Below are 20,313 nucleotides of genomic sequence, written 5' to 3'. Positions count from 1 at the left end.
GAATGTTTTTGCTATGTGCATTATACAAGAAGTGGTAAAGCAAAAGGAACAAATCTAATGTAAAGATTTTGTGAATCTTTTCTTTGTAATTAAAATTGAAAAAGTCATAAATGATTATGTCTAAACCATAAAGTAGTAGAAGTAGTGCTGGGAAATTTATATAAGGAGAATGCCTTATGACAACACATTTCTTTGCCAGGTTAACAGGTAAGAGGGAAGTGCCTCCTGTAAATACAGAAGCTTTTGGGGTAGCAGAGTTTATTTTTAGTGATGATTTAACGAAATTGCATTACAGAGTAATACTAAAAAATATAGAAAAGGTTACATCGTGTCAAATTCATTTAGGGAAGTCTACTCAAATTGGTCCTGTTGTTTTATATTTGTATGGTCCACTGGAGCAAGGGATTAGCTTGAACGAGGGAAGTATTACTGGTGTAGTGAATGTGGAGGATTTTGAGGGACCTTTACAAGGGAAATCATTTGTACATTTACTTCAAGAAATTATTCAAGCAAATGTATATGTTAATGTCCATACGAAATCACAAAAAAGAGGAGAAATAAGAGGGCGAGTTAGAAAAGTAAAGAAATAGAGGAAAAGGCTGTCCATATGTTGGAACAGCCTTTTCTCATTATATAAGGTGCTAGTTTTAGCAATTATTGTCGGTAAATCGATATATTTTGAAAATCGCTGATATAATCTGAGTTGCGCCGATATATTTTGAAAATCGCTGATATAATCTGAGTTACGCCGATATATTTTGAAAATCGCTGATATAATCTGAGTTACGCCGATATATTTTGAAAATCGCTGATATAATCTGAGTTGCGCCGATATATTTTGAAAATCGCTGATATAATCTGAGTTGCGCCGATATATTTTGAAAATCGCTGATATAATCTGGGTTGCGCCGATATATTTTGAAAATCGCTGATATAATCTGAGTTGCGCCGATATATTTCAATAATTGCTGATATAACTCGCGTTACGGTCGATATTTTTAAAAACTGCCTCGATTAATTTTTCACAGGTTGATTTTTAATAAAGAAGTCCATAACGTAAAATACTTCGTCATCTGGTATTTGTATTTCAAATGTATTTTCAATTGGTTGCAACGCTTTTTTTACTTTCATATACATCCAGTACTCATCTTGTCTTCTTTTCTCTTTATCAGGGTGAGGAAGAAGGCTTTCTCCTTTTTGAAGACGGTCAACCATACAGCTCATATGCAGAATAACACCCATTAAGCTATCAGGAGTTAGCTGTAAGGAAATTAATTCTTGGATTGTATTTAATGCGTAACGAATTGTTTTGATTAGTAATGCTCCATCGTTACGCTGCATTTGTTGTTCAAGAATATCCGCCATTTTTGCATATGTTTCTTCATACGTAATTAATTCTTGAATGGGCTGAATCGCTGTGTAGTTTACGATGTCTTGGAAATGATATGTTAAGCATGGTACTTGCACATCGAAATTCGTGACGATACAAATGATGTTACGCTCTTTTTTTATGTTCTCAATCATTTTCGTTAAATCTTTTTCATGGACGATACTAATCGGAATAATTTCAATTAAGTCTTTATCAAATCGTAAATAGTTCTCTAACATTTTTTGAATAGCTAAAGCACTTCCTTCACCAGTTAAGCAAGCTGTTAAAATAACAGATTTCATTGGAGAGAGAGGTTTTTTCTTTTCTTCTTGTACGTTTAAGTAAAATGGTGTTAAATTTTTTACTGTTTCATACAGCGCATCTAATGAATAACCGAGCTGAGCTTTTCGAGCTGCTTCTAGTGCGTGTGGTGTGCTCGTCATCGAGAGAACACGTACAGGAATTTTGAATTCCGTTTCTAATATGTCACCGATATAAGCAAGTGAACCCATATCAACAAGTAAGAGAAGCCCATTTACATTTTGTAGTGTTTTCATATACACTTTCACACGTTCCAAGAAATCTTTCGGTGATTCGTGTAACGGCATATCAATACCGGTTACTTCCTCAATGCCGAGAAGTTCGTTTGCAACGTTTGCCATTTCAGTTGCGATGCCATTACCGTGTGCTAATATTAATACTTTTACTTCTGTTTGTGAGGCAGGAATTGGATCAACAACGAAGAACATTGTTAAAAAGCCAGCTTCATCAATAGGCATTGTTATTTGTAATTCTTCCTCCAGTAGTTGAATGCATTGCATAGCTACGGAAAAAGCTTCTTTATATTTCGTACGAATTTGATTTAATTGTGGGTGATGTATTTGTTTTCCGCTTTGTAAACGTTGTAGAGTTGTCTGTACATGTAAACTTAAAGCGAGAAATACTTTTTCATCAAACGTCTTAGATAAATGCTTTTCAGCAAGTTCCGCTATTTTTTCACATACGGAAACGATATTACGATCCACAATTTTAAAAACATTTTCATGGCTTGTTTTTTTTGATATTTGGTTAAAATATTGTACGAAAAAGCTTTGAACATCATTTTCTATTAGTAATTCTAATTCTTCCTCTTCAATACCACGTGCTTGAAGTTCTTCGTATTTATAATCAATATAATCGTAAATAGAAGAGCGTTTTTCATCTTCTGTTTTATGATTACTCCAACCTTCCTCACCTGTAAATACAAATGTTTCATTTGGTATTTGGTATAAGTGACGGCTCTTCCTTTCAATGAACAACCCTTCTTTCATATACCAAGGTAAATCTGTACTTGAAACATAGACAGAATCACGTTTCTTTGTGACCAAATCAGAATAGGCTTTCGCACAGGCAATTTGAACATCTGTTTTTAATTGACCAATGTTATTGGGACAATTGTAAAAGACGAAAGCACGCATTGCATTTGGGCTAACGTGAATGTCTTTTCGTAGACGAATTGCTTCATTTGTGAAAAATAGCTGTAGTAAAGCAAAGCGCTCTTTATGTGTACGCTCACGAAGTGGTGGCAGCGTAACAGTCATTGGTATACGTCTTGTAAATGTTTTTAATAAAAATGAATTTGGTTCTTCTGTTGTTGCAGTAATGATTAATACTTGTGCTTTACGTTCGTTCTCTGTTTCTCCAAGGCGGCGGTATACTCCGCGGTCAATAAAGGTGAAAAGCATTTCTTGTCCCTCTGGAGGCAGGCGATGTACTTCATCTAAGAAAAGAATTCCTTCATGTGCTTTTTCAATTAACCCTTTTTGATCACTTGCTCCTGTATAAGCTCCTTTTTTAATCCCAAATAATTGCCCGAGTAGTAGCTGTGGATTATTTGCGTAATCAGCACAGTTAAAGACGATAAATGGTGCATCTTTGGGAAGCTGTTCAACTTCAATTGCATATTCGTGCATTAAAGAAGCAAACATAGACTTTCCGACCCCTGTTTCTCCCAGTAGTAAAGTATGCATACCGTTTGGAGGATAGAGAATAGAAGCTTTCGCTTTTTCAATTGCAATTTTAAGGCTCGTATTTTCAATTGCAAATGTATCTAATGAAGTTATGTCTTTTGAATGCGTTTCCAACGAAGTGTTCGTTTCTATGTAAAAACGAACAGGTCGCGTATTTGTTTTTAATAAACGTTTATCTTTTACAAGTTTGTTTAAATCGCTACTTACATTGGCACGATCTAGTTGCAGAAATGTAGCGAGTTCTGATGCGGTTACACCTTCTGTATAATTGCCTTTTTGTATTGCGTTAAAAATGAGATTTATTCGTTTCATTTCTATTCACCTCGAAACTTCATCACTATTTAAAATTTTACACAAAAATGGGAAGGGTGGGAAGAGAAAAATAAAACAGCTTTAGCACATAGGCACTAAAGCTGTTACAATCTTGTGTCTTTCCAAAAATTCACCTTGAGATGAGAAGAAGGATTATAGGGAAGAAGTTTGTATCCTTGTGACTGTAAATAATCAATTACTTTTGGCAGTATTTGTACGGTTACACTCGAATCATGCATTAAAATGACTTCGACTTGTTCATCACTTTGATTACGTACTCTTTCGAGTATGGCAGAAGGATTGTCATAGCTTTTCCAGTCGTATGTATCGATCGTCCAATCCCACATTTTATACTGGGCCGATACAAGTGCGTCACGGTAATTCTTTTTTAAGTAAGGCATACTACCATATGGAACGCGAACGAGATGTGTATTTAATTTCGTAACTTGCTGGACAATGCTTTGTGTTTGCTCCATTTCTGCAATTAAAGTGGAAGGGTCACCAGTGTAAAGGCGTTTTACATCATGTGACATGCTGTGGAGCCCGATATAATGTCCTTCTTTAATTAATCGTTGCATCGTTTTTGTGTAATGTGGCACTTTTCCGCCAATAACAAAGAAAGTTGCTTTTCCGTTCTTTTCTTTTAAGATGTTTAAAATTTGTGTAGTATATTTGTTTGGCCCGTCATCAAATGTTAAGTACGCAATTTTTTGTGTAGGAGAAGTTGTTTCAGTATTTGGATGATATTCAGCAGGAATAACAGTTGTTGCTTCAGTATTAGATGATACGTACATAGTAATCGTTAAAAATAAAATAATACATTGAAATACTCGCTTGATCATAACATTCACCCTCAGTTTGACAATCAAGATGTAAAAAAGAAAACTTGATACTTTTCTTATTATGTATATCTTTCTCCAATAGAGGAACTCTCAAACAATCTATATTTTGGAAATATAAAATGAGAATAAAAAATAGCATCCTCTTATAAGAAAGAGGATGCTATTTGAATATTTCATAATTGAAAAGGCTATACTACAATTAGTCTTCTCGTTTTTTCACTTTTTTATAAAAGGAAATGATTGGTTTGTAGCGTTCATGTACAAGCCCGATTATTTCAGCGATGATTTCTGTGAAGAAAATCAAAGCGAAAAGAAGAATAATGGATAGCCATAACGTTGCACTAGTGAAAATAATGGCATTTACACTAAAGAAAATACCGAATGCGTATATAATTAGTACCGTTTTGCGATGAGAGAACCCCATTGCAAGTAAGCGGTGATGTAAATGCGATTTATCTGGTGCTGAAATAGGTTTTTTATTTACGATACGACGGATGATTGCAAATATCGTATCAAATATAGGTACACCTAAAATGATAATTGGAACGATAAAACTGAATAACGTTACACTTTTGTATAATCCAAGTAACGATATAACAGAAATACAGTATCCTAAAAATAGTGCTCCTGTATCTCCCATGAAAATTTTTGCTGGATGGAAGTTGTAGAATAAAAATCCAATTGTACTTGCTAATATAATTAATGCGAGTGGCAATATAATAGCTGTTCCAGTACCCCATGGGCTAGTGAAGGCCATATATGCTAGCGTTGCAAGTACGATAGATGAAATCCCAGCAGATAATCCATCTAAGCCGTCAATTAAGTTGATTGCATTCGTAATACCTACAAGCCAAAATACTGTAATTGGATAAGCAAGCCATCCAAGTTCAGTATCCCCAAGGAATGGGATATATAATACTTGCACTAATAATCCACTTTTTACAATCATAATGGCAACTAACAGTTGTCCACCGAATTTTACTCTCGCAGATAACTCGTACATATCATCTAAAATTCCGATGATTACAATGATAATCGCACCTAGCGTTATCGATAACATTCTTTGTTCATATAAGCCGCCGACAACAAATCCTACTGCTACACCAATAAATATTGCCAACCCGCCAAGACGTGGCATAATCTTTTGGTGCACTTTACGTGCGTTTGGCTTATCTGTCGCTCCTATTTTAAAAGCTAATTTAATAACTAAAGGAGTAACGACGAGTACAGTGATGAAAGATGCCAAAATGGCATAAATCACTTGTGAGTCCATTAATACCCCACCCTTTATAGTCTAACGTAATTTTTTTTGAAAATATATTTATCTGAAAATTATGATGTTTATTTACAGGCTCATAACATATGGTATCACAAAAAGATTAGAATTCAATCTTTTTTTCTTTTTACGGTTAATGGAAGCGGATAGAATATATGACAATTGTATATAGAATGTTGAATCATATAAGAAGGTTAATCTTACTGGGCTTTGGAATGTAACATTTCCTCTTTTTCTTCAATAGTGAATACTTTTATTTCAGTATTATAAGTGTTGCACGTAGAAATGAGTAAGTTTCGTGTTAAAATGTGGGAATTTATCACGCGTGAACTGGCAGCCGGATTCTCACTGATTAAGTTTTACTTTATAGTGCATTTAATTTTACAAAAACTTTAAAAAAAATAAGGGAAGTAATTCATATAATGAAGAAGGAAAAGGGTTTTCTCATTTTTAATATGAGAGGGGGAAGCACAGGGAGAGTTCTATATTTCATATCTTTTCTATTGTAAATTCCTGTGCGAAAAGGAAATGAAAATTACGATAGTAGGTACTGGATATGTTGGATTGATTACAGGAGTAGGATTGGCAAAATTAGGGCATTCAGTTACATGTTTTGATATAGATGATGAAAAAATTGAACGGATAAAACAAGGGGATTTACCTATTTATGAGGCCAGATTACATGAATTAATAAATTATGCATATGAGAATAATGCTTTAACTTTTACATCAAATAAAGAAGAGGCATTTGATGATGTAGAGTTTATATTTATTGCAGTTGGAACACCACCGTTATTAGATGGGACGGCAGATTTAACGTATATTCAGAGTGCTTGTAACGATATTGGATTATATGCGACGAACGATATTATTGTTGTTACGAAAAGTACAGTTCCAGTAGGCACAAATGATGTAATGAAGGGATGGATTGAGGAGAAGTTAAAAGGGAGGCATACAGTACATATCGTATCGAATCCAGAGTTTTTGCGTGAAGGTTCAGGTATTTATGATTTCTTTCATGGAGATCGTATTGTAATTGGAGCGGATAGTAAGGAAGTAGCAAGAAGAGTAGAGAGTTTGTATAGTGAATTATGTTTAGAAACGTATGTTACAGATATTAAAAGTGCAGAGATGATTAAATACGCGTCGAATGCCTTTTTAGCTACAAAGATTAGTTTCATTAATGAAATTTCAAATATATGTGAGAAGGTAGGTGCGAATGTATTGGATGTTGCCAAAGGGATGGGAATGGATAAGAGAATCGGTGCATCTTTTTTAAATGCGGGCATTGGCTACGGAGGATCGTGTTTTCCGAAAGATACGAAAGCGCTGGTGCAAATTGCGGGAAATGTTGCTCATGATTTTCGTTTGTTAAAAGCAGTTATTGAAGTAAATAATAAGCAACAGTTGCTATTGATTGAAAAAGCGAAAAAAGTTATGAACATGAATAAAAAGCGGATTGCAGTTCTTGGCGCATCCTTTAAACCGAATACGGATGATATTAGAGAGGCATCATCTCTTATTATAATAGAAGCATTAATTAATATAGGTGCAGATATTGTTCTTTATGACCCAAAAGCAATTCAATATGTAAAGAATATATTTGGAGATGCTATACAATATAGTAGATGTATAGATGAATCGATTAGAGATGCGAGTGCGGTTTTTATCGTAACAGAATGGGGAGATATTCAAACTTATCCGTTAGAAAAGTACGTACAACTTATGAGGGAGCCTATTTTATTTGATGGGAGAAATTGTTATACTGATGAAGATGTTAAGAAACAAAAGATAGATTATTACTCGGTGGGAAGAAAAAGTATTTGTAATAGAAAAGTTTCTGTTATGCGTTAAAAAGGGATGTACTCATGTATATTTTTATATGTCATAATAGAAGCTGTAATTAGTGAAAGAAAAGAGGCAATCACATGACTGAACGTTTAAAAGTAATGACAATTTTCGGGACACGTCCAGAAGCAATTAAAATGGCACCTCTTGTATTAGAGTTGCAAAAACACCCAGAAAAAATTGAATCGATTGTGACTGTAACAGCACAACATCGCCAAATGTTAGATCAAGTATTAAGTATCTTTGGAATTACGCCAGATTTCGATTTAAATATTATGAAAGACCGCCAAACTTTAATTGATGTTACAACGCGTGGTTTAGAAGGTTTGGATAAAGTAATGAAAGAAGCGAAGCCGGATATTGTACTTGTACATGGTGATACAACAACAACATTTATTGCAAGTTTAGCTGCTTTTTATAATCAAATTCCAGTAGGTCATGTTGAGGCGGGCCTTCGTACGTGGGATAAGTATTCTCCATACCCAGAAGAGATGAATCGTCAATTAACAGGTGTAATGGCGGATCTTCATTTCTCACCGACAGCAAAATCAGCAACGAACTTACAGAAGGAAAATAAAGATGAGTCACGTATTTTCATCACAGGAAATACAGCGATTGACGCGCTACAAACGACTGTAAAAGAAACATATAGTCATCCTGTACTAGAGAAACTTGGAAATGATCGTCTTGTACTTATGACAGCTCACCGCCGTGAAAACTTAGGTGAACCGATGCGTAATATGTTCCGTGCAATTAAGCGTCTTGTTGACAAACATGAAGATGTACAAGTTGTGTACCCTGTTCATATGAACCCTGTTGTTCGTGAAATAGCAAATGAAATTTTAGGTGAACATAACCGTATTCATTTAATTGAGCCGCTAGATGTAATTGATTTCCACAATGTTGCAGCTCGTTCATACTTAATGTTAACGGATTCTGGTGGTGTACAAGAAGAAGCTCCATCACTTGGTGTACCAGTTCTTGTTCTTCGTGATACAACAGAGCGCCCTGAAGGTATTGAAGCAGGTACGCTGAAATTAGCAGGAACAGACGAAGAGACAATCTTTGGTCTTGCTGATGAGCTGTTATCAGATAAAGAAGCTCATGATAAGATGGCGAAAGCATCTAATCCTTACGGTGATGGTCGTGCATCAGAGCGTATTGTAGAAGCAATTTTACAGCACTTTAATAAGTAAATAAAAAAGGCCCAATCGCATAGATTGGGCCTTTTTGTTACGGCTGATTGCGCATAATCCACTCTGCATGAGCATTTGTAGAAGGTGGCGGATCAGTTGGTGTTTTATTTTGGTTTGTTGCTTTTTTTGTTTGTTCGTTAGAATTAGAATTTGAATCAGGACTTGAGTTGTTTTTTGTAGTTGGTTTTTTTGCTTTTTCTCCTAATTCTTTTTCAATTTCGTTACGCACCGTTTCTACACTGATTGGATCTGGAAGGAAGTAATAAATACCACCTATCTTTTTGTCTTCGCCTTCAAGCTTTAACGTTTGCATTGTAGAAGGATCAAATCCAGAAAGTTTATTGTAAAGAGCAAGTCCGTCTGAAATAGGAATGTCGGTTTTTATATATTTTCCAACGACAGCTGTTAAATCTTTAATTTTAAATACAGTAGAGGTGGAGTTTAGCTTTTGGGCAACAGCGGCCAGTAATTGTCTTTGTCTAGCAGCTCGACCATAATCGCCATTTGGATCTTGCTTTCGCATACGGACATAAGCAAGTGCTTCTTCACCGTTTAAGTTTTGCTGTCCTTGCTTAAATTGAATTTTTTTGTAGTAATCCACGTCAGAGCGCTCCCAGAAATCGAAGGGTACGTCAACGGTAACGCCGCCAACAGCATCAACGATACCTTTAAAGCCTTGGAAATCAATTTTAATATAATGGTCTACAGGAACTTTTAGAAAACCTTCTACAGTTTTGATTGCCATTTCCTCTCCACCGTAAGCATGGGCGGCATTAATTTTGTCTTCTTTTCCCTTTCCGACAATCGGAACGCGGCTATCACGAGGAATGCTCATAAGCGAAATCTTTTTAGTTTTCGGATTGACTGTTGCAAACATTAATGAGTCTGTACGACCATTTTGACCATCTGTCGCATAATCTTCTATACCCATAATGAGAATTGTAAAAGGTTCCTTTGTAATTTCTACATCTTCGTTTCTTAAATCCGATTTTTCACGAGTAAAACCACTATACATCCCCATAAGAGAAGAGTAAGAATTTAACACATAAACTCCTATGCTGCCAAATAAAAATGCGAAAATAAGGAAGAAGAAAAGTTTCCTTCTTCGCTTCTTTTTTATTCTGCTATTTTGGAGATGATAATAACGTTCTTCCATATATAATCTCCTTAGTTCGTTAGTTCATTTGTAGGGAAGTAATTCACTACATTAATCTTTGAAGGTGATAAATGGGTTATGCTTAGATAACATCTTGTTCTAAGTACAACATATCTCCTTCTGTAATTGTACATTTCCCGTTTGTTAATTCAATCATCCAATCTGTAAATGCTTGTTTGCCGTCTTCTTCTACATACGTATCAAATGTGACATTTTCTAGATAATGAATATCTTTAATGGCATATTTTGAATTGCGTAATTCATTTTCCACTTTGCCAAGTAATGTGTAATCAATCTCGGTTTGCATCACACGCATTAGTTTTCGCTGGACAACACCGACATGATTAATGCCTTCGCTTGTACACTTTCCATATGCACGAATTAATCCACCTGCGCCAAGTTTAATGCCACCAAAATAGCGTGTTACGACGACGACGGTATCTTTTAGTCCGCGTTTTTTTAGTACCTCTAACATTGGTACGCCAGCTGTACCGCTAGGCTCACCGTCATCATTTGCCTTTTGAATATGATCTTGTTCGCCAATTAAATAAGCGGAACAATTATGTGTTGCATTCCAATGTTGTTTTTTTATTTTTTGTATAAATTCTTGAGCCTCTTCCTCAGTCGTTGCTCGGCTAATATAACAAATAAATCTTGATTTTTGAATGACGATTTCGTGTTCGCCGTAGTCTTTGATTGTTAAATATTGTAATAGCACTTGTGTACGCCCCTATCTATCAAAATGACTAGTACTTTCCATTTTAAAAGCGAGCCTTTTTATATTCAAACATTTTTTCTAAATATGCTGAAGTTTTTGGTGAGTATTTTATCTTTTTGTTGTAATTTGTCGAGATGGTAGGTATAATTTCAACCGGCATTTTCATGTATGGATGCACCATTTGTAGTTTTCGTGTAAAATTAGGAAATAAAACTTTTTATAAGGCAGGTACGAAAATGAAAATAGCTATTGTTACTGATAGTACGGCATATATACCGAAGCAAATTCGTGATGAACTCAATATATATATGATTCCATTAAACGTTGTGTTTGGAACAGAATCTTATCAAGAAGAAGCTGAAATTTCAGCAGATGATTTTTATGTGAAAGTACGTGAACAAGAGGAACTTCCAAAAACTTCTCAACCAGCAATCGGAAAGTTTGTTGAGCTATATGAAGAACTAGCTAAAGATTATGATGCAGTTATTAGTATTCACCTATCAAGTGGAATTAGTGGTACATATCAAACATCAACGACAGCTGGACAGATGGTAGAAGGTATTGATGTATACACGTATGACTCTGAAATTAGTTGTGAAGTACAAGGATTTTATGTGCGTGAAGGTGCAAAGTTAGCAAGTGAAGGAAAGAACCCGAAAGAGATTATCGCTCGTTTTGATGAAATGAAGAAAACGATGGACGCTTATTTTGTAGTTGATGATTTACATCATTTACAACGTGGTGGTCGATTAAATAGCGCGCAAGCTTTCATCGGCAGTCTGTTACAAGTGAAGCCAGTTTTATATTTTAGAGATAAAATCATTATTCCGTTTGAAAAGATTCGTACACGTAAAAAAGCATTAAAACGTATCATTGAAATTTTTGATGAGCAAGCAAGTAAAGGTGTACCTATGGAAGCAGTTATCATTCATGCGCAACGTGAAGAAGAAGCGAATGAATGGAAGAAAGAATTAGAAGCAAAATATCCTCACGTCACAATTCGTACAGGTTATTTTGGAGCTGTAATTGGTACGCACTTAGGTGAAGGTGCATTAGGTCTTGGATGGTATACGAAGTAATAAAGATATAAAAGCTCTCTTTTTAAGAGGGTTTTTTTACGGATATGTTACGTTTAGTTGACAAGTTAATATTTGGAAATGGTAAAATGTACGTAAAATAAAATAATGAGGAAAGTTTTATAACTTACTTTTTACAAGAAACTATATTATAATAGAAGAGAGGTGAAACATATGGAGCATAATTCTTGTTTATGTCCAAAGTTTGAGTCAGCTTTTACTCTGCTTAGTAAGAAGTGGACTGGCTTAATTATTAAATCTTTGCTTGAAGAGTCGAAACGTTTTAGAGAAATCGCAGATATTATCCCAAATATGAGCGATCGTATGTTGTCAGAGCGTTTAAAGGAATTGGAAAGCGAGGGCATTGTAGTTCGTAATGTCTATCCAGAAGTACCAGTTCGAATCGAGTATGGCTTAACTGACAAGGGAAAAGCGTTAGAAAGTGTTATGGATGAGGTCCAAAATTGGGCTGAGAAATGGATGAAGTAGCATTTCATCTGTATTCGTATATTTAATAAAACGTAAGGAATTCCTTACGTTTTTTCTTTGTTTATAGAAGTGAGAAAAGTATATAAATTTCTACACATACATACAAAAATATACGCATTTTGCGCTAGAGCTACATATAATATTACATTTGTTTTACAAAAACGTAACATTAGCAAAAAAAATCCCGAATTATGGTATAAATTTTATAGGTTATATACGGAAAAAGAAAAAAGAAAGCGGTGTAAAAAATAAAATGAAAAAGCTAAAAATGGCATCTTGTGCATTAGTTGCAGGATTAATGTTTTCTGGGCTAACACCAAATGTATTTGCAGAAGATAAAATTTCTGATGTGAAATCACAAATTAACACGCAAAATGACACTTTACATAAACAACAACAAGAACGTGATGAATTACAAAAACAAATGAATGACTTAAACAAAACAATTCAAGGTTTAGATAAATCTGTTCAAGAGAATGCTGCAAAGCTTGATGAAACAATGAAAAAAGTTGCTGATACTGAGCAATTAATTGAAAAGAAAAATAAAGATATTGCAGAATTACAAACAAAGATTGCAAAACGTGAAGAGTTATTAAGAAAGCGTTTAGTTGCACTTCAAGAACAACCAAATACGAACGTTGTAACAGAAGTTCTTGTAAACTCTAAAAACGTTGCAGATTTAGTTGATCGTTTAACTTCTGTTTCTAAAATTCTTGAGTCTGATGAAGATATCATGAAAACACAACAAGAAGACCAAGCTAGTGTAAAAAAAGATGTTGCAACGGTAAAAGAAAAACAAAAAGAATTAAAAGAAGCACAAGCTCAAATTGAAACTGCTAAGAAAGAACTTGACGCTGAAAAAGAGAAAAAAGCAACAGCGGTAAACGATTTAAGCGGTAAAATGGATACAGTTGTAACTTCAATGACAAGTACGGAAGGTCAATTGAAAGAGCTTGAGAAACAAGCATTACAATTACAACGTATTGCCGAAGAAGAAGCACAAGCAAAAGCTGCACAAGAAGCTGCTGCTCAAAAACAAGCAGAGCAAGCTGCTAAAGCTGCGCAAGCTCAACCAGCACAAGCACCTGCAGAGCAAGCTGCACCAGCAAACAATGGTGGACAAGCTCAAAAAGAAGAGCCTAAAAAAGAAGCACCTAAAAAGGAAGAGCCTAAGAAAGAAGAGCCTAAAAAAGAAGCACCTAAACAAGAAGAGAAAAAACCAGCTCCAAATGTGGGTGGCGTAATTGGTAAAGCGCAAAGCTACTTAGGTTTACCATATGTTTGGGGAAGTGCATCTCCATCAAACGGTGGTTTTGACTGTAGTGGATTCATTTCTTACATCTTTGGTGTAGGTCGTCAAGACGTTAGGGGTTACTGGAACTCAGTTTCTAAAGTAGATAGCCCACAACCAGGAGACTTAGTATTCTTCCAAGGTACTTATAAAGCAGGTCCATCTCACATCGGTATTTACGTTGGTAATGGCCAAATGATCCATGCTAGCGATAAAGGAATTGCGTACGGTGATATTAACAGTTCGTATAACAAAAAACATTTCTTAGGATACGGTCGATTCTAGGATTTATAAAAGAATAAAACATGTGTATAAAGTCGATAGCTTACTATTTTATAAGTAGGTTATCGGCTTTTTTAAGTTTTTACGAGATGATGAGAAAGGTTTATAGTAGTGCTGGAGGTGATTGTTGATGCTAGCGGGGAAACAGTTGCTATTAGAAGAACTTTCTTCAGATTTACAGAGGGAATTAAACGATTTGAAAAAGAAGGGAGAGATCGTATGTGTACAAGGTGTAAAAAAGAAGAATTCTAAATATATGTGCCAACGCTGCGGAAATGTAGATCGGCGGCTATTTGCGTCGTTTTTATGTAAAAGGTGCAGTAAAGTGTGCGCATATTGCCGGAAGTGTATAACGATGGGGAGAGTAAGTGAATGTGCTGTACTTGTTCGCGGGATTGCTGAAAGAAAGAGAGAAAAGAATTCAAATTTGTTACAGTGGAACGGGACGTTGTCTACTGGCCAGAATTTGGCGGCGCAAGGGGTTATAGAGGCTATTAAGCAAAAAGAATCATTTTTTATTTGGGCTGTATGCGGGGCTGGGAAAACAGAGATGTTGTTTTACGGAATTAACGAAGCGCTTCAAAAAGGAGAAAGAGTTTGTATCGCAACGCCGAGAACGGATGTTGTTCTGGAATTAGCACCGAGATTGCAAGAAGTATTTCCATATATAAAGGTAGCGGCTTTATATGGAGGGAGTGTGGATAAAGAAAAAGATGCAGTACTAGTCGTTGCGACTACGCATCAATTATTACGTTATTATAGGGCGTTTCATGTCATGGTTGTAGATGAGATAGATGCTTTTCCATATTGTGCAGATCAAATGTTACAGTACGCGGTAAAACAAGCGATGAAAGAAAAAGCGGCGCGTATTTATTTAACTGCGACTCCAGATGAAACGTGGAAGCGAAAACTTAAACAAGGTAAACAAAAAGGTGTTATTGTTTCTGGACGATATCATCGTCATCCTTTGCCAGTTCCTTTATTTTGTTGGTGCGGGAATTGGAAAAAAAACCTCATTCATAAAAGAATTCCTCGAGTTTTACTACAGTGGTTACAAACATACTTAAATAAAAAATTCCCTATTTTTTTATTCGTCCCCCATGTGCGATATATAGAAGAAATAAGCTTGTTGTTAAAACCATTAAACAATCGAATTGAAGGTGTATATGCAGAAGATCCAGGGAGAAAAGAAAAAGTAGCGGCTTTCAGAAAGGGCGAAATCCCATTATTAGTTACAACGACAATTTTAGAGCGAGGCGTAACGGTGAAAAATTTGCAAGTTGCAGTTTTAGGGGCGGAAGAAGAAATATTTTCAGAAAGTGCGCTCGTACAAATCGCGGGCCGAGCAGGGCGGAGCTTTGAAGCACCGTATGGAGAAGTCATTTATTTTCACTATGGCAAGACAGAGGCGATGGTGCGCGCGAAAAAACATATTCAAGGTATGAATAAAAATGCGAAAGAACAAGGATTGATCGATTAATGCATTGTTTACTTTGTGATGAGTGTTTTGTAGAAAAGATTAGTTGGTACACTTTTTTTTGTAAAGTGTCATAGAAAATATATATATGTGATAGATGTGAGCAGAAACTTTCCTATATTATAGGAAAAATTTGCATGGAATGTGGGCGGCCTTTAGAATTTGTTCCTGCCTCATTTCAAGAAGACGGTATTTGTATAGATTGTATAAGGTGGATGAAAGAGGAGGAGTATCGTTCTTTTAAAAACCGTTCGTTATATATGTATGATGATGAGATGAAAGAAATAGTAGCGCAGTTTAAGTTTCGGGGGGATGCAGAGTTAGTGCACATTTTTTATCGTCCTTTTCAAAATTTATTTCAAAAGCATTTTGCCAATGTTTCAACTGTTATCGCTGTTCCGCTTAGTAAGGGAAGGGAAATTGAACGTGGTTTTAATCAAGCTGAGTTATTAGCAACTTGTTTGCCTGTCAAAATTTCTTATCCATCATTAAGAAGAAGGGAAACAGAAAAGCAAAGTAAGAAGACACGTAAAGAAAGGGTGTCAGGAAGCAATCCTTTTTATTTTCAGGGAGAAGAGATGTTTTCTGGGCAACATATTTTACTCGTTGATGACGTGTATACGACAGGGATTACAGTTAGGCAAATCGGAAGTTTGTTATATGAAAGAGGGGCAAGAGAAGTATCTAGTTTGACACTTTGTAGAAGTTAATATGGCAGTGTCGAAAGGGATAATAAAAAGGCGATAAGTCTTCTTTGACTTCATATGTTGTCATTCGTTATAGTCAAAATATGGGGCGAATGCCCTGATTTTTAGAGTGAAGGGAATGGAATGAACATGCAAGGAAGAGTGAAATGGTTCAATGCAGAAAAGGGATTTGGGTTTATTGAGCGTGAAGATGGTGACGATGTATTTGTCCATTTTTCTGCTATTCAACAAGATGGATATAAGTCATTAGAAGAAGGGCAACAAGTAGAGTTTGACATTGTAGATGGAGCACGTGGACCACAAGCAGCTAATGTTGTGAAACTGTAGGGGATATTGTTTTTGGAAGAGAAAGCTGCGTTTGTGGCAACGTTATATATATGTAGTAGAACCTCTTGTTTTTCGCAAGGGGTTTTTGTTATAGGGTAAGTTGTCAAAAAGTTGTTTCTTTTCTGTAACGAATTGTCCACAGAAACATTCGTTATTCACGATGTTAATAGGATAAAATAAAGATAGAAACGATGCATCTTTTCATTTCAACAAAAAACGATAAAAAAATTGCAATTCTACTAATTTTTTTAAAAAAGTTAGAAGGAGTTTTTAAGCCAATGTCGAAATTATAATACATAGGCTTGAAAGGAGGAATTCATCTATGAAATTCAACATTCGTGGTGAAAATATTGAAGTAACTCCAGCATTAAAGGAATATGTAGAGAAAAAACTAAGTAAGTTAGAGCGTTATTTTGATACATTCCCAGAGATTAAAGTTAATTTAAAAGTATACTCTGACAAGCAACGTGTCGAGGTAACAATACCATTTACTGATTTATTACTTCGTGCAGAAGAAACTAATAGCGATATGTACGCTGCTATCGATTTAGTAGTTGATAAAATTGAGCGACAAATTCGTAAACATAAAACAAAAGTAAATCGTAAGTTACGTGAGAAAGGTTCTATGAAAACGAACTTTATCCTTCCAGAAGCAGTAGCTGTTTTGGATGAGGTAGAAGAAGATGAATTAGAACTTGTACGTACAAAACGATTCGATTTAAAACCGATGGACGTTGAAGAGGCAATCCTACAAATGGATATGCTAGGACATAATTTCTTCGTCTTCACAAATGCTGATACAAACGAAACTAATGTTGTATATGGCCGTAAAGATGGGAAATACGGTTTAATCGAAACTAAATAATAATTCGAAAGCGCAGCCGAAATGGCTGCGCTTTTTTTGTATTTTTCGCAGCAAGGTTAAAAAAGTTTTATAAGTAGCCGATTTCATTAAGAAATGATTTTTAGGCGGTATTTCCTCAAAACAGCAGGAGAAAATTCGAAATTTAGAGAGGTGAGTTACTCTTTATTATTTGGAACAAGCATAGGAATATAGCTACCTTTACAAGTAATTCTTTGCTAGGGATATAGTATTGTTTTTAAAAATTTAACGAAATGTTCGCAAGTGTAAAAGTAATATTAAATATTCTGAAATCCATTGAAGGTGTGTTGAGGTGTTGTTACCATAATATTGTATTATATTGATTTTGTTCCTTCAGTGGAAAAATACAATCAATATAATGCTACAAATTATCGGAGGTGCTTTTAGTGGGAATTAAGAAAAAAAGTCGTTTTATGTTTGGATCTGTTTTATCGTTAGGTATTTTAGCTAGTACTTTCGCTTTAACCGAACCGGCTAAGGCTAGTACAAGGGATGACCATGTGAATTTTACCTTTAGACTTTGGAGTCCATATGATTATACTAATGCACGTCCTAAAGAGACGCCTACCTCTATGTATATGCGTGTGAAGAGCAGTGAGAAGGGCGGAGGTTCTTTCAATGTTTGGACAGAAGCAGATAAAAATAAAAATGCAGAAGATAGAAAATGGGTAAATGTTTCAGGTAAGCATGAAGGAACAGTGATACCAGGTAGAACATATATTTTTCAAAATTATGCATATGAAATCCATGGGGAAAATGTGCCTGTGAGATTTGGTGGTTATTCTAGAGAAAATAATGCTTATCCTACTGCTTGGAGTCCTGATAGTGTAAGACCTAGTGGACCTTACATTGAATATTGATTTAGAAATTATTTATTTTATAGTACTAGAAAAAGTCGTATAGTTTCAAATCCGGATTATACGACTTTTCCTGCTATTTCATTTTTAAAATAGGAGGAGCTGTAATGAGGTTTATTTCAAAATATATTTTAGTTTGTTTTTTTATATTGAGTATTAGTTTCTTAGTTTCTTGTCAAAAGAAAGTAGATGAACCTATTGTACATATTGAAGATACTTTAACGGAAAAAGATAATTTGAAAAGTATTGAATTAAAAGGAATTAACAAAAATACTATTTTTGAACAAGTGTTTTTGGAAAGTGAAAATGGTGATGATTTCTTTCAAGGACAAATAGAAAAAAATGATAGTTTAATAGAGGATAAGCTTTCAAATAAAAAATTGAAATTAGGAGTTATACCAGAAAATTATTATGTTTTTTTGACGGGTGTTACGAATAAGAAAAAACCAACGTATCTCTTGGGACGGATTGAACAAACTGATGGAGAAGTAATTCAGTGGAAACAAGAAGTTAAGAGTGTAAAAAGAAAAGGCACAAATGATGTTTATCAGTATGAAGTTGAGTTTCCTAAATTTGAAGGAGAGAGAGCAAATGTTTCTTTTCGTTACATTTGGTTAAATAAAGAAAAGAAATGTTATGGTGTTGCGGATCAATTGTTCATATTAAAAAAGATTTAAATTTAATGGTTTATGGAGGAGCTATAGATGAGTTACTTTTTAGGAAGGATTTTAAAAGGTAGGATGTTTTGGTTGTCTTTATTTATTATGTTAGTAATTGTTATTGCTCAATATATTGCTATGTTTGTGACAACTAAAGGATTTAACGATGCTGGGATTATAAAGGTATCCCCATATTTATCTAATATTTTATATTTTAATAGATTATCGTTTTATAGTGAGTTTTATTTACTTATATTTCCTATGCTTTCCGCAATGGCTGTAGCAGGGATTTATAGAATTGATAAAAATTATGGATTTATTTATCCTGTTATTTCTAAGATGGGAACATGTTATTATTTTAAGCTGCTTTATTTTATTAATTTTATTGTATCTTTTTTTATTATAAGTGTCCCTTTACTATTTAATTTTTATTTATATGTGATGACTTATCCAACAGTTGCTCCGCATCCAATATTAAATTATATGGCTTCTACTGTTTCGCCAACAGCTCAATTTCATATAGTTTATTATAAGTACCCTACTTTATATTTTCTAATGTATGTATTTTTAAATGGTTTATACGGTGCGGTTTTTTCGAGTTTAGCTTTATCAGTTTCGTTTTTTATAAAACGAGTTTATTTTATTTATTTAGTTCCATTTATTTTACATATTTTTTGGCTTGGTATTGGAAAAGGGATTCTCAATCCTAAAGATTATTTAATTAAAGATTTTGGCTTTTTTGAATTACAAATTTTTCTTAGTGTACTGTTATGTATTTGGTTTTGTTCTGTAGTTCTTTATTTACGGGGGAGTAGGAAGCATGTTCTTTTATAATGTTATGAAAGAAACTATAAGGATGAAATATGTTTGGTTAAGTATTCTTTTTGTACTTAATGTTAGTATCATTGGTTGCTTGTTCAATTATTTTGAACCCGGAATTGTAAAAGAGAAAATGAACGAATTGGAAGCTTTGTATAAGGTTATGTCGTTGTATAATTTGTCGACTATATTTATTCCTTTGACAATTGTTTTTTCTGTATATTCTATGTCGAACTTTTTTAGTATTTATGTTGTTTACAGAGTGAATAATGCATTGAAATTAGTTTCTATATATTATTTAAAATTATTCGTTTTTGTTTACTTTTTTGCTGGGAGTATGATTTTACAGTTGTTTTTGATGTCAACTATGATGGCTGTAACTAGTGTTGATGTAAATTATCCATTATTATTTTGCATTCAATTATTTGCGAGTGTTTTTATATGTATGATAAGTGCTTTATTGCAATTATTTTTACCTAGTTTACTTGTAATAATATGTATGATTACTGCTGTTTTATTAGATAGATTTATATTACATGGATTTTTATTTACAAATGCTTTTTATATAAATGTCTTTGAAGATGCTACTGGTTTATTTATACGCTTATTTGGCTGTTTTTTTATCTTTTTTATAAGTGTATGGATTTTATCTAAAAAAAGTTATATTTCTATGAATGATGAGACAGAGGTGGTCTAGTTTACATTATGATCTTATATTAT

18 protein-coding genes and 1 pseudogene are annotated in these 20,313 nt (G+C 34.3%); 14 read left to right on the top strand and 5 right to left on the bottom strand.

Annotation, left to right across the window (positions count from 1 at the left end; genetic code table 11):
* The first annotated feature begins 176 nt into the window (after positions 1-176).
* Positions 177-590: an exosporium regulatory protein ExsM gene (exsM, locus tag NST27_RS25430; RefSeq protein ID WP_000207046.1), complete on the top strand. Its 414-nt coding sequence runs from the start codon at positions 177-179 to the stop codon at positions 588-590.
* Between the two features lie 424 nt (positions 591-1,014).
* On the opposite strand, the gene NST27_RS25425 is transcribed toward exsM, so the two are convergent.
* The 3 genes from NST27_RS25425 to NST27_RS25415 form a co-directional block, all read right to left on the bottom strand.
* A complete protein-coding gene (locus NST27_RS25425) occupies positions 1,015-3,690 on the bottom strand; it encodes a PRD domain-containing protein (protein WP_000822372.1) in 2,676 nt (891 codons plus the stop codon).
* Between the two features lie 104 nt (positions 3,691-3,794).
* A complete protein-coding gene (locus tag NST27_RS25420) occupies positions 3,795-4,532 on the bottom strand; it encodes a polysaccharide deacetylase family protein (protein WP_000597152.1) in 738 nt (245 codons plus the stop codon).
* 199 nt (positions 4,533-4,731) lie between these two features.
* Positions 4,732-5,805, bottom strand: a complete 1,074-nt coding sequence (locus tag NST27_RS25415; RefSeq protein WP_000378319.1) for a glycosyltransferase family 4 protein — start codon at positions 5,803-5,805, stop codon at positions 4,732-4,734.
* Positions 5,806-6,336: 531 nt separating this feature from the next.
* Between NST27_RS25415 and NST27_RS25410 the strand changes: the two genes are divergently transcribed.
* Positions 6,337-7,662 (top strand): UDP-glucose dehydrogenase family protein, encoded by a 1,326-nt coding sequence (locus NST27_RS25410; protein WP_000704919.1) that lies wholly within the window; start codon positions 6,337-6,339, stop codon positions 7,660-7,662.
* A gap of 74 nt (positions 7,663-7,736) precedes the next feature.
* Entirely contained in the window at positions 7,737-8,852 is a 1,116-nt protein-coding gene (gene wecB, locus NST27_RS25405) for a non-hydrolyzing UDP-N-acetylglucosamine 2-epimerase (RefSeq protein ID WP_000140145.1), read from the top strand.
* Positions 8,853-8,889: 37 nt separating this feature from the next.
* Here wecB and NST27_RS25400 read toward each other — a convergent pair whose 3' ends face one another.
* On the bottom strand, positions 8,890-10,008 hold the full coding sequence (locus NST27_RS25400) for an LCP family protein (RefSeq protein ID WP_000392785.1): 1,119 nt from the start codon (positions 10,006-10,008) through the stop codon (positions 8,890-8,892).
* An 82-nt stretch (positions 10,009-10,090) separates the two neighbouring features.
* The gene (locus NST27_RS25395; protein ID WP_000926669.1) at positions 10,091-10,726 is read right to left on the bottom strand and encodes a YigZ family protein; all 636 of its coding nucleotides are present in this window, start codon (positions 10,724-10,726) and stop codon (positions 10,091-10,093) included.
* Positions 10,727-10,962: 236 nt separating this feature from the next.
* On the opposite strand from NST27_RS25395, the gene NST27_RS25390 reads away from it, so the two are divergent.
* The 11 genes and pseudogenes from NST27_RS25390 (at position 10,963) to NST27_RS25340 (ending at position 20,290) form a co-directional block, all read left to right on the top strand.
* On the top strand, positions 10,963-11,805 hold the full coding sequence (locus NST27_RS25390) for a DegV family protein (RefSeq protein ID WP_000684725.1): 843 nt from the start codon (positions 10,963-10,965) through the stop codon (positions 11,803-11,805).
* 171 nt (positions 11,806-11,976) lie between these two features.
* Positions 11,977-12,291, top strand: a complete 315-nt coding sequence (locus tag NST27_RS25385) for a winged helix-turn-helix transcriptional regulator (protein WP_000400857.1) — start codon at positions 11,977-11,979, stop codon at positions 12,289-12,291.
* A gap of 148 nt (positions 12,292-12,439) precedes the next feature.
* Complete coding sequence (locus NST27_RS25380; protein ID WP_000499468.1) at positions 12,440-13,867, top strand: C40 family peptidase; 1,428 nt, start codon at positions 12,440-12,442, stop codon at positions 13,865-13,867.
* 127 nt (positions 13,868-13,994) lie between these two features.
* Positions 13,995-15,344 (top strand): ATP-dependent helicase ComFA, encoded by a 1,350-nt coding sequence (gene comFA, locus NST27_RS25375; RefSeq protein WP_047387211.1) that lies wholly within the window; start codon positions 13,995-13,997, stop codon positions 15,342-15,344.
* A pseudogene (locus tag NST27_RS25370) lies at positions 15,344-16,051 on the top strand (ComF family protein). Before comFA ends, NST27_RS25370 begins: the two are co-directional and overlap by 1 nt.
* A gap of 126 nt (positions 16,052-16,177) precedes the next feature.
* Positions 16,178-16,375 carry a cold shock protein CspC gene (gene cspC / locus NST27_RS25365; RefSeq protein ID WP_001990088.1) on the top strand — a complete coding sequence of 66 codons (198 nt, stop codon included), beginning with the start codon at positions 16,178-16,180 and terminating at the stop codon, positions 16,373-16,375.
* Between the two features lie 322 nt (positions 16,376-16,697).
* On the top strand, positions 16,698-17,240 hold the full coding sequence (gene hpf / locus NST27_RS25360) for a ribosome hibernation-promoting factor, HPF/YfiA family (protein ID WP_000671186.1): 543 nt from the start codon (positions 16,698-16,700) through the stop codon (positions 17,238-17,240).
* A 404-nt stretch (positions 17,241-17,644) separates the two neighbouring features.
* A complete protein-coding gene (locus NST27_RS25355) occupies positions 17,645-18,118 on the top strand; it encodes a hypothetical protein (protein WP_061662022.1) in 474 nt (157 codons plus the stop codon).
* A gap of 104 nt (positions 18,119-18,222) precedes the next feature.
* A complete protein-coding gene (locus tag NST27_RS25350) occupies positions 18,223-18,792 on the top strand; it encodes a hypothetical protein (RefSeq protein ID WP_001211058.1) in 570 nt (189 codons plus the stop codon).
* A 27-nt stretch (positions 18,793-18,819) separates the two neighbouring features.
* Entirely contained in the window at positions 18,820-19,608 is a 789-nt protein-coding gene (locus NST27_RS25345) for a hypothetical protein (RefSeq protein WP_000120044.1), read from the top strand.
* Positions 19,595-20,290, top strand: coding sequence for a hypothetical protein (locus NST27_RS25340; RefSeq protein ID WP_000466510.1), 696 nt, complete (start codon positions 19,595-19,597; stop codon positions 20,288-20,290). The genes NST27_RS25345 and NST27_RS25340 overlap by 14 nt, the downstream gene beginning before the upstream one ends.
* The last annotated feature ends 23 nt before the right edge of the window (positions 20,291-20,313 follow it).

Source organism: Bacillus sp. FSL W8-0770 (assembly GCF_038008705.1).
GTDB classification, from domain to species: domain Bacteria; phylum Bacillota; class Bacilli; order Bacillales; family Bacillaceae_G; genus Bacillus_A; species Bacillus_A cereus.
The sequence above is the reverse complement of the archived record's forward strand: the minus strand, read 5'-3'. Positions and strand labels throughout refer to the sequence as shown.

Bases quoted from the DNA above. Each gene is read 5' to 3' on its own strand.
- exsM (WP_000207046.1), top strand. From the start codon at position 177: ATGACAACACATTTCTTTGCCAGGTTAACAGGTAAGAGGGAAGTGCCT.
- NST27_RS25425 (WP_000822372.1), bottom strand. From the start codon at position 3,690: ATGAAACGAATAAATCTCATTTTTAACGCAATACAAAAAGGCAATTAT.
- NST27_RS25420 (WP_000597152.1), bottom strand. From the start codon at position 4,532: ATGATCAAGCGAGTATTTCAATGTATTATTTTATTTTTAACGATTACT.
- NST27_RS25415 (WP_000378319.1), bottom strand. From the start codon at position 5,805: ATGGACTCACAAGTGATTTATGCCATTTTGGCATCTTTCATCACTGTA.
- NST27_RS25410 (WP_000704919.1), top strand. From the start codon at position 6,337: ATGAAAATTACGATAGTAGGTACTGGATATGTTGGATTGATTACAGGA.
- wecB (WP_000140145.1), top strand. From the start codon at position 7,737: ATGACTGAACGTTTAAAAGTAATGACAATTTTCGGGACACGTCCAGAA.
- NST27_RS25400 (WP_000392785.1), bottom strand. From the start codon at position 10,008: ATGGAAGAACGTTATTATCATCTCCAAAATAGCAGAATAAAAAAGAAG.
- NST27_RS25390 (WP_000684725.1), top strand. From the start codon at position 10,963: ATGAAAATAGCTATTGTTACTGATAGTACGGCATATATACCGAAGCAA.
- NST27_RS25385 (WP_000400857.1), top strand. From the start codon at position 11,977: ATGGAGCATAATTCTTGTTTATGTCCAAAGTTTGAGTCAGCTTTTACT.
- comFA (WP_047387211.1), top strand. From the start codon at position 13,995: ATGCTAGCGGGGAAACAGTTGCTATTAGAAGAACTTTCTTCAGATTTA.
- cspC (WP_001990088.1), top strand. From the start codon at position 16,178: ATGCAAGGAAGAGTGAAATGGTTCAATGCAGAAAAGGGATTTGGGTTT.
- hpf (WP_000671186.1), top strand. From the start codon at position 16,698: ATGAAATTCAACATTCGTGGTGAAAATATTGAAGTAACTCCAGCATTA.
- NST27_RS25350 (WP_001211058.1), top strand. From the start codon at position 18,223: ATGAGGTTTATTTCAAAATATATTTTAGTTTGTTTTTTTATATTGAGT.
- NST27_RS25345 (WP_000120044.1), top strand. From the start codon at position 18,820: ATGAGTTACTTTTTAGGAAGGATTTTAAAAGGTAGGATGTTTTGGTTG.
- NST27_RS25340 (WP_000466510.1), top strand. From the start codon at position 19,595: ATGTTCTTTTATAATGTTATGAAAGAAACTATAAGGATGAAATATGTT.